Annotated in this window: 14 protein-coding genes; 12 read left to right on the top strand and 2 right to left on the bottom strand. The window is 69.9% G+C overall.

The features are described 5' to 3' along the window. Together AC08OV_RS04765 and AC08OV_RS04760 are read left to right on the top strand one after the other, a co-directional pair. Positions 1–522: DNA polymerase III subunit delta (locus AC08OV_RS04765; RefSeq protein ID WP_476619348.1), on the top strand; the 522-nt coding region annotated here is incomplete at its 5' end. Between the two features lie 14 nt (positions 523–536). Further along, positions 537–872, top strand: coding sequence for a hypothetical protein (locus AC08OV_RS04760; protein ID WP_476619347.1), 336 nt, complete (start codon positions 537–539; stop codon positions 870–872). A gap of 79 nt (positions 873–951) precedes the next feature. Here the strand turns inward: AC08OV_RS04760 and rpsT are convergent, their stop codons facing one another. Next, positions 952–1,221: a 30S ribosomal protein S20 gene (gene rpsT, locus AC08OV_RS04755; RefSeq protein ID WP_462188090.1), complete on the bottom strand. Its 270-nt coding sequence runs from the start codon at positions 1,219–1,221 to the stop codon at positions 952–954. A 270-nt stretch (positions 1,222–1,491) separates the two neighbouring features. On the opposite strand from rpsT, the gene lepA reads away from it, so the two are divergent. Continuing rightward, positions 1,492–3,336 (top strand): translation elongation factor 4, encoded by a 1,845-nt coding sequence (lepA, locus tag AC08OV_RS04750; protein WP_476613447.1) that lies wholly within the window; start codon positions 1,492–1,494, stop codon positions 3,334–3,336. A 76-nt stretch (positions 3,337–3,412) separates the two neighbouring features. On the opposite strand, the gene AC08OV_RS04745 is transcribed toward lepA, so the two are convergent. Beyond that, positions 3,413–3,589, bottom strand: a complete 177-nt coding sequence (locus AC08OV_RS04745; RefSeq protein ID WP_476613448.1) for a hypothetical protein — start codon at positions 3,587–3,589, stop codon at positions 3,413–3,415. 225 nt (positions 3,590–3,814) lie between these two features. Between AC08OV_RS04745 and hemW the strand changes: the two genes are divergently transcribed. The 9 genes from hemW to era all read left to right on the top strand — a co-directional run bounded on the left by hemW (position 3,815) and on the right by era (position 12,876). Continuing rightward, on the top strand, positions 3,815–5,050 hold the full coding sequence (gene hemW / locus AC08OV_RS04740) for a radical SAM family heme chaperone HemW (RefSeq protein WP_476613449.1): 1,236 nt from the start codon (positions 3,815–3,817) through the stop codon (positions 5,048–5,050). Positions 5,051–5,337: 287 nt separating this feature from the next. Then, positions 5,338–6,357 (top strand): heat-inducible transcriptional repressor HrcA, encoded by a 1,020-nt coding sequence (gene hrcA, locus AC08OV_RS04735; RefSeq protein WP_476613450.1) that lies wholly within the window; start codon positions 5,338–5,340, stop codon positions 6,355–6,357. Further along, positions 6,357–7,496 carry a molecular chaperone DnaJ gene (dnaJ, locus tag AC08OV_RS04730; RefSeq protein ID WP_476613451.1) on the top strand — a complete coding sequence of 380 codons (1,140 nt, stop codon included), beginning with the start codon at positions 6,357–6,359 and terminating at the stop codon, positions 7,494–7,496. The genes hrcA and dnaJ overlap by 1 nt, the downstream gene beginning before the upstream one ends. Positions 7,497–7,619: 123 nt before the next feature. Further along, positions 7,620–8,330, top strand: a complete 711-nt coding sequence (locus AC08OV_RS04725; protein WP_476613452.1) for a 16S rRNA (uracil(1498)-N(3))-methyltransferase — start codon at positions 7,620–7,622, stop codon at positions 8,328–8,330. A gap of 151 nt (positions 8,331–8,481) precedes the next feature. Then, complete coding sequence (locus tag AC08OV_RS04720; RefSeq protein WP_462188098.1) at positions 8,482–9,519, top strand: PhoH family protein; 1,038 nt, start codon at positions 8,482–8,484, stop codon at positions 9,517–9,519. A gap of 28 nt (positions 9,520–9,547) precedes the next feature. Continuing rightward, positions 9,548–10,144 (top strand): rRNA maturation RNase YbeY, encoded by a 597-nt coding sequence (ybeY, locus tag AC08OV_RS04715; RefSeq protein WP_476613453.1) that lies wholly within the window; start codon positions 9,548–9,550, stop codon positions 10,142–10,144. Between the two features lie 20 nt (positions 10,145–10,164). Continuing rightward, the gene (locus AC08OV_RS04710; protein ID WP_462202793.1) at positions 10,165–11,529 is read left to right on the top strand and encodes a hemolysin family protein; all 1,365 of its coding nucleotides are present in this window, start codon (positions 10,165–10,167) and stop codon (positions 11,527–11,529) included. Further along, positions 11,526–11,951 (top strand): cytidine deaminase, encoded by a 426-nt coding sequence (locus tag AC08OV_RS04705; protein ID WP_462187697.1) that lies wholly within the window; start codon positions 11,526–11,528, stop codon positions 11,949–11,951. The genes AC08OV_RS04710 and AC08OV_RS04705 overlap by 4 nt, the downstream gene beginning before the upstream one ends. A gap of 1 nt (position 11,952) precedes the next feature. Next, complete coding sequence (gene era / locus AC08OV_RS04700; RefSeq protein ID WP_476613454.1) at positions 11,953–12,876, top strand: GTPase Era; 924 nt, start codon at positions 11,953–11,955, stop codon at positions 12,874–12,876. The last annotated feature ends 37 nt before the right edge of the window (positions 12,877–12,913 follow it).

The following is a 12,913-nucleotide window of genomic DNA, read 5'->3' as shown; positions in this document are numbered from 1 at the left end:
GACGCGGTCGGCGGTGATCTGCGTGAGCTCGCCGCCGTTTGCGATCAGCTCGTGGCCGACACCGACGGGCTGCTCGACGAGGCCGCGGTGGCCCGTTTCCACCGGGGCCGGGCCGAGGCCAGCGGGTTCGCCGTCGCGGACGCGATCATCGGCGGCGACCTGCCGCAGGCGTTGACGCTGCTGCGTCAGTCCCTGGAGGGGGGTACCGCGGCCGTACTGGTCTCCAGTGCCGTCGCCGGTGGTCTGCGTGACCTCGCCCGGGTGGCGTCCGCGGGTCCTGGCTCGAAGTGGGATCTCACCCGAGCCCTGGGCATGCCGGACTGGAAGGTCGAGAAGGCGCAGCGCTCCGCCCGAGCATGGTCGGACCGGGGTCTCGGCCAGGCCCTGCGGGCGGCCGCCGAGGCCGACGCTGGCGTCAAGGGCGCTGCGGTCGACGCCGGTTACGCCTTGGAGAAACTGTTGCGCGAGGTCGCCGTGGCCAGGTCGGGCGGGCGGGCCCGGACGGCCGGGAGCCGGGGATGACCGACGGTCCGGGGATGACCGACGGTCCGGGAGCCGGTGCCGGCCTCGTCGTGGCTCCCCAGCCGGCCGTCGACCCCGACGCCCCGCCGCCGGGCGGCTGGTTCGGCCTGCGGGTGCTACCTGCGGGCTGGATGCGGGGACTGCTCATGATCGTGACTGGGCTGGTCACGGTGGTGATTGCACTCGGTGATCTTGCGAGCGCCTGGGTGGTCGGTGTCCTCCCGCTGACCGTCGGCGCGATGGTTGCCTATCACGAGGTGCTTGAGCGGCTGATCCGGCCGGACGACGTCTCGGCGGAACCGGCCCCACAGCAGCCCGGAGCCCGTTCCACGCCGTGCGGCGGGCTCTGACCGGGCGAGAGGCCTGACCGGCGGGTGGACACGCGGAAAGGGCGGGACGCCTGCGGCGCCCCGGCTGGAGGAGGACGACTCAGCTGGCGGCCAAGTCGGCATGCGCGCGAGCCAGCGCCGACTTCTTGTTGGCGGCCTGGTTGGCGTGAATGACACCCTTGCTGACGGCCTTGTCCAGCTTGCGGGACGCGATCCGCAGCGTCTCGTCGGCGCGCTCGACGTCACCGGCCTCCACGGCGTCGCGGAAGCGACGCACGTGCGTCTTGAGTTCCGACTTCACAGCCTTGTTGCGCAGCCGCCGCTTCTCGTTGGTGAGGTTGCGCTTGATCTGCGACTTGATGTTGGCCACGCGGGAGAACCTCTGATTTGTCGAGTCGGGGTGGTGCGGACACGTTATAGTACGCGCCGCACGGAATGGCGAGCAGATCATGACCGGACGACGATGCGGCCCGTCACGGATGCGGCCCGTCGCGGACGGCACTCAGATTATCAAACCCCCGCGCGACGGCGCACCGGCGCACCGTCGCGCGCGGCTCCTGGCACGATGAAGGTGGTCGACCCAGATCTCGGCACGGGCGGCTCCACCGTGATCACCGCGAGCGAAACGAGAACTCTCCGCGTGTCCACAGCCCCGCACCTGGCGCCCGGCGCCGACCCGGCGATGATCCGCAACTTCTGCATCATCGCCCACATCGACCACGGCAAGTCGACCCTTGCCGATCGGATGCTTGGTGTGACCGGTGTCGTGGAGGCGCGCAACATGCGCGCGCAGTACCTCGACCGCATGGACATCGAGCGTGAGCGCGGGATCACCATCAAGGCCCAGAACGTGCGCCTGCCATGGCGGGCCGACGATGGTCGGGACTACATCCTGCATCTCATCGACACGCCGGGCCACGTTGACTTCAGTTACGAGGTGAGCCGTTCGCTCGCGGCCTGCGAGGGCGCGGTGCTGCTGGTCGACGCGGCCCAGGGTATCGAAGCGCAGACTCTGGCGAACCTGTACCTGGCGATTGAGAACGACCTGACCATCGTTCCGGTACTCAACAAGATCGATCTTCCGGCGGCCCAGCCGGAGAAGTACGCCGAGGAGATTGCGACGATTATCGGCTGCGAACCGGGCGAGGTGCTCCGCGTGTCCGGCAAGACCGGCCAGGGGGTGCCGGAGCTGCTCAACGAGATCGTGCGCCGGGTGCCCGCCCCGGTCGGCGATCCGGACGGTCCGGCTCGTGCGATGATCTTCGACAGCGTCTACGACATCTACCGCGGCGTCATCACCTATGTACGGGTGGTCGATGGCACGCTGACCACCCGCGACCGGTGTCTGATGATGTCGACCGGCGCGAGCCACGAGACCCTCGAGGTAGGTGTCATCTCGCCGGACCCCCATCCGACCGGGTCGCTGTCGGTCGGCGAGGTCGGCTACGTCATCCCTGGGGTCAAGGACGTCCGGCAGGCCCGGGTCGGCGACACCATCACCACTACCCGGCGGCCGGCGACGGAGATGCTCGGTGGCTATCGGGATCCGTTGCCGATGGTGTACTCCGGGCTGTATCCGATCGACGGCAGCGAGTATCCCGCGCTGCGCGAGGCTCTCGACAAGCTTCAGCTCAACGACGCCGCCCTGACCTACGAACCGGAAACCTCCGCGGCACTGGGGTTCGGATTCCGGTGCGGCTTCCTGGGCCTGCTGCATCTGGAGATCGTCCGGGAGCGGCTGGAGCGCGAGTTCAACCTCACCCTCATCTCCACGGCCCCGAACGTCGTCTACCGGGTGGTCATGGAGGACCTTTCCGAGGTCACAGTGACCAATCCCAGTGACTGGCCGGGTGGGAAGATCGCCGAGGTGTACGAGCCCGTTGTCGAGGCGATGCTGCTGCTGCCGACCGACTTCGTCGGGGCGGTGATGGAACTGTGCCAGGGCCGGCGCGGCGTCCTGAAGGGGATGGACTATCTGTCGACCGACCGGGTGGAACTCAAGTACACGTTGCCCCTCGGTGAGATCATCTTCGACTTCTTCGACGCCCTGAAGTCCAGGACCCGGGGCTATGCCAGTCTCGACTACGAGCCGGCGGGGGAGCAGCTGGCCGATCTGGTGAAGGTCGACATCCTGTTGCAGGGGGAGACCGTCGATGCCTTCTCGGCGATCGTGCACCGTGAGAAGGCCTACGCCTACGGCGTGTCCATGACGACCAAGCTGCGCGAGCTGATTCCGCGTCAGCAGTTCGAGGTGCCGATCCAGGCGGCGATCGGCAGCCGGATCATCGCGCGGGAGAACATCCGCGCCATCCGCAAGGACGTGCTCGCCAAGTGCTACGGCGGCGACATCACCCGCAAGCGCAAGCTGCTCGAGAAGCAGAAGGAGGGCAAGAAGCGGATGAAGACGATCGGTCGGGTCGAGGTGCCACAGGAGGCCTTCATCGCGGCGCTGTCCACGGACACCGGCAAGCCGGCGGTGAAGTGAGTCCGGTGCGGGGCCGGCGCGGGACCGTGGCGCCATCTGCCTGTTCGGTGGGTCGGCCGCTCAGCTGGTCGGCCGCTCAGCCGGTCGGCAGGGGGGTGGCCGGGAGACGGATCGGTTCGGTGGCCGGTTCGGCGGCCGGTTCGGAGAACGACAGGCCCGCGATGGGGGCGGCGGCGCTGGAACGGTACACGGTGGTTCGGGGTGGGAGCAGTTCGAAGATCTCGTCGAGAACGGCCCTGGCGTCGTCGTCCATGACCGGATCTTTTCGCACCGACGTCGATCGGTCCACGGTGAACCACCCATATTTTCCCTTCTGTGCCCAACGATGACAAAATGTCATTACACCCGGCCAGCTTCGCTGAAGCGGGTATTCCGGCCTTATCTCCAGGTGGTCCTCGTGTGGCCATCCTTGGCCCGCCGACGCGGTTGACAAACGTAGCGTTGCCGCGAGAGCACACGTTGGGGGCACACTGGGGGCATGCCACAAAAGCCTCCCGACGGCTCGCCTCCGCCGGACGACGGTGCCCTCCCGGCTGCCGCGCTGGCCGAGGTGACCCGGCGACCGTTCGGGGTCTACGTGCATGTGCCCTACTGTGCGGCGCGCTGCGGCTACTGCGACTTCAACACCTACACGGCGGCCGACCTGGGCGGCGCACTGGTGTCGTCGGTGGGCCTCACGACGTTCGTCGACATCGCGACCGGCGAGGTCCGGCTCGCGCGTACCGTGCTTGGTGAGCAGGAGCTCGTGATCTCCACGGTCTTCGTCGGTGGCGGCACGCCGACCCTGTTGACCGCTGACGATCTCGGGCGGCTGTTGCGGATCCTGGACGACGGGTTCGGGTTGGCGCCCGACGCGGAGATCACTACCGAGGCGAATCCGGAGTCGGTGGATCCGGCGCAACTGGAGCAGCTGCGCGCCGCCGGTTACACCCGGATCTCCTTTGGCATGCAGAGTAGTCGTCCGCACGTCCTCGCCGCCCTGGACCGGCGGCACACCCCCGGCCGCGTGCCCGAGGTAATGCGCTGGGCCCGCAAGGCCGGCTTTGACCAGGTCAGCCTGGACCTCATCTACGGGGCTCCGGGCGAGTCGGAGGCGGACTGGGCGGCGAGTCTGGACGCGGCGATCCAGCTCGGCCCGGACCACGTCAGTGCCTACGCGCTGACGGTTGAGGAGGGCACGAAACTGTCCCGCCGGGTCCGCCGGGGCGAGCTGCTCGAACCCGACGACGACCTGCTTGCCGACCGCTACCTGCAGGCCGATGACGCTCTGTGCGCGGCCGGCCTGACCAGCTACGAGGTCAGCAACTGGTCGCGGGGGGCCGGTACCCGGTGCCGGCACAATCTGGGGTACTGGCGCGGAGATCACTGGTGGGGGATCGGTCCGGGCGCGCACAGCCACGTCGGCGGGGTGCGATGGTGGAACGTGCGTCATCCGGCGGAGTACGCGGCCCGGCTGGGGGCCGGGCGCAGTCCCGCGGCTGCCCGGGAGGAGCTCGACGCGCAGGCCCGCAGGGTCGAGCGGGTCATGCTGGGCGTCCGGTTGGCCGAGGGACTGGCCGTCGGTGAGCTGGACGGGGCCGGCCGGGAGGCCGCCGCCGGGCTTGCGAAGTCCGGCCTGGTGGAACCCGGTGCCCTGGAGTTCGGCCGGGTGCGTCTCACCCGTCGCGGTCGTCTGCTCACCGACACGGTCGTGCGAGCCTTGCTGCCCGACTGATGCCGCTGCCCGACTGGCGCCGCTGCCCGACTGGCGCCGCCACCGGCCGGCGGCCGTCCGGTGGCCCGATCGGGCGGGACCGGAACCTGGGTAACGGCGTGTTCGTTTCGTTATGAGGACGTCGCCGGGCCCTCACCGGTAATTCGTGGGGCGGCTCGTGTTCTGTGCTTCGACCTGAGCAGGCGGCTACACTTGGCACTCACTGCGGCCGAGTGCCAAGCTGGGTGCCCGCCGCTGTACATACCGTGGCCCGGCCACGTCCCGCCTGGTGAAGGGGGTGCGACCGCGTGCTGGAGGATCGGCGGCTCGAAGTCCTTCGGGCGATTGTTGAGGACTTTGTGCTGAGCAACGAGCCGGTGGGTTCCAAGGCGCTGGCGGAGCGGCACAACCTCGGTGTGTCATCAGCTACTGTCCGTAACGACATGTCCGCCCTGGAGGAAGAGGGGTACATCACACAGCCCCATACCAGCGCAGGACGGATACCGACGGACAAGGGCTACCGGTTGTTCGTGGACCGGTTGTCCGGGGTGAAGCCGCTGTCCCGGGCTGAACGTCGGGCGATCCAGAGCTTCCTGGAGGGCGCCGTCGACCTGGATGACGTGGTGCGCCGCTCCGTGCGGCTGCTCGCCCAGCTCACCCGGCAGGTGGCCGTCGTGCAGTACCCCTCCCTGTCGAGTAGCAGCATCCGGCACATCGAGGTTGTCACGCTCGGCCCGTACCGCCTGCTGATGGTCCTCATCACCGACACCGGGCGGGTCGAGCAGCGTATCGTCGACAGCCTCGTACCCGTCGAGGACGAGGTCGCCGGCGAGCTGCGTTCCGCGCTTAACTGCGCGCTGGCCGGCCGGCGCTTGGTCGACGCCCCCGACATCGTCGCGGCCCTGCCCGACAGCACCCGCTCCGAGCTGCGCCCCTACCTGGCCACGATGGCCGGCGCCGTGCTGGAGTCGCTGGTCGAGCGGCAGGAGGAGCGCATCGCGATGGCCGGGACGGCGAATCTCACGCGGTCCCCGGTCGACTTCGCCGACTCGTTGCGGTCGATACTTGAGGCATTGGAAGAACAGGTCGTGCTGATGAAGCTCATCGGCTCGGCGCGGGAGACCGGTACTGTAACCGTACGGATCGGTCGCGAAACGGATGTGGACGCCCTCCGGTCCACCGCGGTGGTGGCCACGGGATACGGTCGTGGTCCCTTCGCGCTGGGTGGGATGGGGGTGGTCGGCCCGATGCGCATGGACTATCCGGGGACGATGGCGGCCGTCCGGGCCGTCGCCAAATATGTGGGTGAACTCTTGGGTGCCGACTGATGGCAGTGGATTATTACGCCGTTCTGGGCGTACGCCGGGAAGCGTCGAACGACGAGATCAAGCGGGCCTACCGCAAACTGGCCCGTGAGCTGCATCCGGACGTCAATCCAGATCCGGATGCGCAGCAGCGCTTCCGGGGCGTCACGGCCGCGTACGAGGTGCTCTCCGATCCGGAGAAGCGCCAGATCGTCGACCTGGGCGGCGATCCGCTCGCGCCCGGCGGCGGCGGTGGTGGTTCGCCGTTCGGCGCCGGTTTCGGCGGCCTTGGTGACATCATGGACGCCTTCTTCGGCGGCGGGTCGAGCCGTGGGCCCCGGTCCCGGGTCCGGCGCGGCAACGACGCGCTGCTGCGTATCGAGCTCGACCTGTCCGAGACCGCGTTCGGCGCCACGCGCGAGATCACCGTGGACACGGCGGCGGTGTGCTCGACGTGTACCGGCGCCGGTGCGGCTCCCGGCACGCACCCGTCGACCTGCGGCACCTGCGGCGGGCGGGGCGAGGTCCAGCAGGTCACCCGTTCCTTCCTCGGCCAGATGGTGACCTCCCGGCCTTGTCCGCGGTGTTCGGGTACCGGCACCGTGATCGAGCATCCCTGCCGGGACTGCGGCGGCGACGGCCGGGTACGCAAGCGCCGGACGCTCACCGTGAAGATCCCCTCCGGGGTCGAGGACGGCATGCGCATCCGGCTGTCGGGCGAGGGCGAGGTCGGGCCCGGCGGCGGGCCGCCCGGTGACCTTTACGTCGAGGTCTCCGAGAAGCAGCACCCGGTCTTCACCCGGGAGGGCGACGATCTGCACTGTGAGCTGCCGCTGCCGATGACCTCGGCGGCGCTCGGCACCTCCGCCACGCTGGAGACCCTCGACGGCACCGAGACCATCGCCGTGAAGCCCGGCACCCAGCCCGGTGAGGTCATCAAGCTCGCCGGGCGCGGGGTTCCGCATCTGCGGGCCGCCGGGCGCGGTCATCTGCACATCCACATCAACGTCGAGACTCCGACGAAGCTGGACGGCGAGCAGGAGCGGTTGCTGCGGGAGTTGGCGAAGCTGCGCGACGAGGAGGCGCCGGCCGTCGTGGGCGGATCCTCCGGCGGCGGCGCGGCGGGGCTGTTCCGGCGGCGGGGCACGCGCCGCGGCCGTTAGCCCGGTCGTCGGCCGTGACCGCTGCGGAGAGGATGCATCCTGACCAGCGCCCTGTTCCGGCTGTCGCCGCTGCCGATCGCGGACTCGTTCACCCTCGCTGGTCCGGAGGGTCGCCATGCGGCCATGGTGCGCCGGCTGCGGCCGGGGGAACCGGTCGACGTGACCGACGGTCTTGGCCATGCGGTGGAGTGCGAGGTCGTCGCCGTCCGGCGGGATGAGATCGACTGCGCCGTCCGGCGCCGGGTCGCCGCCGGGGCCCCGAGCCCCCGGCTGGTTGTCGTGCAGGCCCTTGCCAAGGGGGATCGGGGCGAGCGGGCGGTGGAGATGCTGACCGAGGTCGGTGTCGACGAGATCGTGCCGTGGTCGGCGGCCCGGTCCGTGGCCCGTTGGGAGGGTGTCCGTGGCGTGCGGGCCCGGGAACGCTGGGTCAGAGCCGCGGAGGAGGCGTCGAAGCAGTCCCACCGACTGCACTGGCCAGTGGTGGGCGAGCTGGCCGGCCTGAAGGAGGTTGTCGAGCGGGTGCGGGCGGCGGCGCTTGCCGTCGTCCTGCACGAGGAGGCGACCATCCCGTTGGTCGGACTGGCCCGCTCGGTTGGACTGGCCCGCTCGGTTGAGGTGCCGGAGCGGGTGGGCCCGACCGCCTCGGCGGCGGAGCTGGTGCTCGTCGTGGGCCCCGAGGGAGGGGTGTCCGAGCCGGAACTGGCCACGCTGGGTGAGGCCGGAGCGATCGTGTCGCGGCTCGGTTTGACGGTGCTGCGCACATCCACCGCCGGTGTCGCGGCCGCGGCGGTCGTGTTCGCGGACCTCGGTCGTTGGGACGGCCCGGCGCGGTGATGGATAGACTGGCCAGGTAGCGCCCGTGGTCCGCCTCGCTGGGCGGCCCCTCCGGCTGGAGGGGTTCTGTCCCGGTGTCGGCCGTCCGCGCCGCGCCGCCTACCGCGATCATCAATCCTGAGAGGTGCCCCGGCCTCGCTGGCCGCTCTTTATGCCCGAATCCGTTACGCCACCCGTCGCGCCCGACACCAGGGTCCAGACGCGCATTGTCGTACCCGGTCCGCACAGCATGGTGAGTCTGCTCGGTCACCAGGATCAGCTGCTCCGTACCGTCGAGAAGGCTTTCTCCTCGGATATCCACGTGCGTGGCAACGAGATCACCATCACCGGCGCTCCGGCTGAGAACGAGCTCGCTGCCAGGTTGTTCGCCGAGCTCATCGCGCTGCTCGACGCCGGGACGGAGCTCAGCCCGCAGCATGTCGACCATTCGCTGGCGATGCTGCGCAGCGGCGCCGAGGAGCGGCCGGCCGAGGTTCTCACCCTCAACATCCTCTCCAGCCGGGGCCGGACGATCCGGCCGAAGACGCTGAACCAGAAGCGGTACGTCGATGCGATCGACCAGCACACCATCGTTTTCGGGATCGGGCCGGCCGGCACCGGTAAGACCTACCTCGCCATGGCGAAGGCCGTTCAGGCGTTGCAGGCCAAGAAGGTGAACCGGATCATTCTGACCCGCCCCGCGGTCGAGGCGGGGGAACGCCTCGGGTTCCTGCCGGGGACCCTGTACGAGAAGATCGATCCTTACCTGCGGCCGCTCTACGACGCGCTGCATGACATGATCGATCCGGACTCGATCCCGCGGCTGATGCAGAGCGGCACGATCGAGGTGGCCCCACTGGCCTACATGCGCGGCCGGACGCTGAATGACGCCTTCATCATCCTCGACGAAGCCCAGAACACCTCGCCGGAACAGATGAAGATGTTCCTCACCCGGCTCGGCTTCGGTGCGAAGATCGTTGTTACTGGGGACGTGACCCAGGTCGACCTCCCCAGCGGCACCCGCAGCGGGCTGCGGGTGGTCCGGGAGATCCTCGACGGCCTCGACGACGTCCATTTTGCATCCCTGACCAGCTCCGATGTGGTTCGGCACCGGCTCGTGAGCGAGATCGTCGACGCCTACGCCCGCTGGGACGCGGCCAGCGCGCCGCCACCCGCCCCGGCCCGGTCTGCCCGTCGGGACCGACGGTGACCGTCGCCGCGGTCGGAGAGGACCGCTGATGGCCGTATTCGTTGCCAACGAGTCGGGCGCGAGTGACGTCGACGAGGTGAGGCTGGCCGCGCTCGCCCGGTTCGTGCTCGACGCCATGAAGGTGAACCCGCTCGCCGAGCTCTCGGTGATGCTGGTGGAGCCGAAGGCTATGACCGATCTGCACGTCCGGTACATGGGCGAGGAGGGCCCGACCGACGTCCTGTCCTTCCCGCAGGACGACGCCTTCGACGCCTCGTGGTCGGAGTCGGTCGACGACGATCCGACCACCCTGCTCGGCGACGTCGTGCTGTGCCCGGACGTCGCGCGGCGGCAGGCGGAGCAGGCCGGTCACTCCTTCGATCGCGAGCTGTCCCTGCTGTGCACCCACGGCATCCTGCACCTGCTCGGCTACGACCACGCCGAGCCGGACGAGGAACGCGAGATGTGGAAGCTACAGAGCCAGCTGCTCGCGTCGTGGGACGGCGCGGTGCGGGCCCCCGGCGACGCGGACGCCGCCCGCGATGCCGCGGGCAGCGGCGAGGGCCGCCGTAGTGACCAGAGCCGCCGTAGTGACCAGGGCCGTGGCGGTGGCGCCGGAGAGCCCCCTGCCGCGCCCGCACGCTGACCCGGCACAAGGGGGTCCGCATGAGTTCCGGTGATCTTTTTCTCGTCTTCATCGCCGTGATGGGCTCGCTTGCCGCGGCGGGTCTCGGCGGCATCGACGCGGCCCTGACCCGGGTCTCCCGGGTGACGGTCGAGGGCTTCTCCCGCCAGGGCCGGGCCGGTGCCCGGAACCTGGCGACCGTCGTGGCCGATCCGGGCCGCTACCTCGCGCTGCTGCTGCTCCTGCGCATCGTCGCGGAGATGCTCGCCGCGGCCTGTATCACGGTGCTGTTCGTGCACGCCTACGGGGCCGGCTTCGCCGCGATCGGCCTCGGGACGCTGGCCTCGACCCTGGTCGCGTATATCCTCGTCGGGGTGATGTCCCGTACCCTGGGCCGCCAGCACGCCCCCGCGGTGGCGTTGGCCAGCGCCGGTCTCACGGTCCGGCTGGCGCGGATCTTCGGGCCGTTGCCCCGGCTGCTGATCGCGTTCGGCAACGCGGTCACCCCCGGCCCTGGTTTCCGGGATGGTCCCTTCGCTTCCGAGGCCGAGCTGCGCGATCTCGTCGACCTCGCCGAGGAGAACGAGGTCATCGAGCGCGAGGAACGCGACATGATCGCGTCGGTGTTCGAGCTCGGGGACACCCTGGTGCGCGAGGTGATGGTGCCGCGTCCGGACATGCTCTTCATCGAGTCGACGAAGACCGTCCGGCAGGCCCTCGCGTTGGCCCTGCGCAGCGGCTTCTCGCGGATCCCCGTCATCGGGGAGAGCGTCGACGACGTGGTGGGGATCGCCTTCCTCAAGGACATGGTCCGCCGGGAACGCGAGGGGGGCGAGGACGGTGCGATCGCTGAGATCATGCGTTCGCCCGCGCTTGTGCCCGAGAGTAAGCCCGCGGACGACCTGCTCCGCGAGATGCAGGCGTCGCGCACCCACATGGCGATCGTCATCGACGAGTACGGTGGAACGGCCGGACTCGTCACCATCGAGGACATCCTCGAGGAGATCGTCGGTGAGATCACCGACGAGTACGACAACGAGGTTCCGCCGGTGGAGTGGATCGACGCTGACACCGCGCGGGTAACCGCCCGGCTCGACATCGACGATCTGGCGAAGCTGTTCCACTTCGATGTGGACGACCTGCCCGGCGCGGACGACACCCTCACCGTCGGTGGCCTGCTGGCCACGGCCCTGGGACGGGTGCCCATTCCGGGTGCGACGGTCACGGTCGGTGGGTTGCGGCTGTCGGCGGAACGGGCCGCCGGCCGGCGTAACCAGATCGGCACCGTGGTCGTCCAGCGGTTGCCGCATCCGTCGAACGGCGACGACGGCTCGCCGCCTCCCCGATCCGACGACGGCGGCGAACCCGTGCGCAGCTCGTCGTCGGACAGAAAGGTGAATTCGTGACCGCCGACGTGACCCGGTCGGGGACCGTGCCTGCCGATGGCAACTCGGCCGACGGCGCCCCGGCTCTCGACCTCGCCGCCGAGGACGCGAAGCTCGTGGTGCTGGCCAGGGCGGCGCGGCTGCGTGCCTACGCCCCCTCGGGCGACCCTGCGGAGGGGGCGGCGCTGCGTGACACCGACGGTCGCACCTACGCGGCGGCGACTCTCGGCCTGGGCCGGGCCGAGCTAGCGATCTCGGCGCTGCGCGCGGCGGTGGCCGCCGCGGTGTCCAGTGGCGCCCGCCGGTTCGAAGCTGCCGCGGTGGTCACGCAGAAGGACGAGCTCGACCGCGCCGACCTGGCGACGTTGGCCGAGTTCGGCGCCGGGATCCCGGTGTTCCTCGCCGGCCCGGACGGCGTCGCCCGGACCAGGGTGACCACCTAGCGTGTCGACAACGACCTCGGTGCCGTTCCGGGCCGGCTTCGCCTGCCTCGTCGGACGGCCCAACGCCGGCAAGTCGACGCTGACGAACGCGCTGGTAGGGACGAAGGTCGCCATCACCAGCGGGCGACCACAGACCACTCGGCACGCCATCCGCGGCATCGTCCACCGCGACGACGCCCAGCTCGTCCTGGTCGACACCCCGGGGTTGCACCGGCCGCGCACGCTGCTCGGGCAGCGGCTCAATGACGTGGTGCGGGCCACGCTGTCCGAGGTTGACGTCGTCGGTTTCTGCATGCCCGCGGACGAGCCGGTCGGCCGGGGGGACCGCTTCATCGCCGAGGAGCTGTCCCGGCTGCCCAAGCGCACCCCGGTGGTCGCCATCCTCACCAAGACAGACCGGGTCGCCGATCCCGATCGGATCGGCGCCCGCCTGCTCGAGATCGCCGGGCTCGGCGAGTTCAGTGACATCGTTCCAGTCAGCGCGGTGCGCTCCTACCAGGTCGACGTGCTCGCCGACGTGCTCGTCGCCCGGCTGCCCGCCGGGCCTGCGCTGTATCCCGGTGGGGAGCTGACCGACGAACCGGAACAGGTGATGGTCGCCGAACTCGTCCGTGAGGCCGCGTTGGAGGGGGTCCGCGACGAGTTGCCGCACTCGCTCGCCGTCGTGGTGGAGGAGATGGTCCCCCGGGAGGGCAGGCCGGCGCAGCGTCCTCTCCTCGACGTCCGGGTGAACGTCTTCGTTGAGCGGCCCAGCCAGAAGGCGATTGTCATCGGGACCAGTGGATCCCGCCTCAAGGAAGTCGGTTCCCGCGCCCGCACCCAGATCGAGGCGCTCCTCGGCACCCCGGTCTTCCTCGATCTACATGTCAAGGTCGCCAAGGCCTGGCAGCGCGATCCGCGTCAGCTGCGTCGCCTGGGGTTCTGAGCCGGCTCGCCGCCGGCCCCACCGGGGCACCGTCAGT

The organism is Frankia sp. CeTa3Moorea (assembly GCF_978021225.1).
Note: the sequence above shows the minus strand (reverse complement) of the source record. Positions and strands in the feature narration are given on the sequence as shown.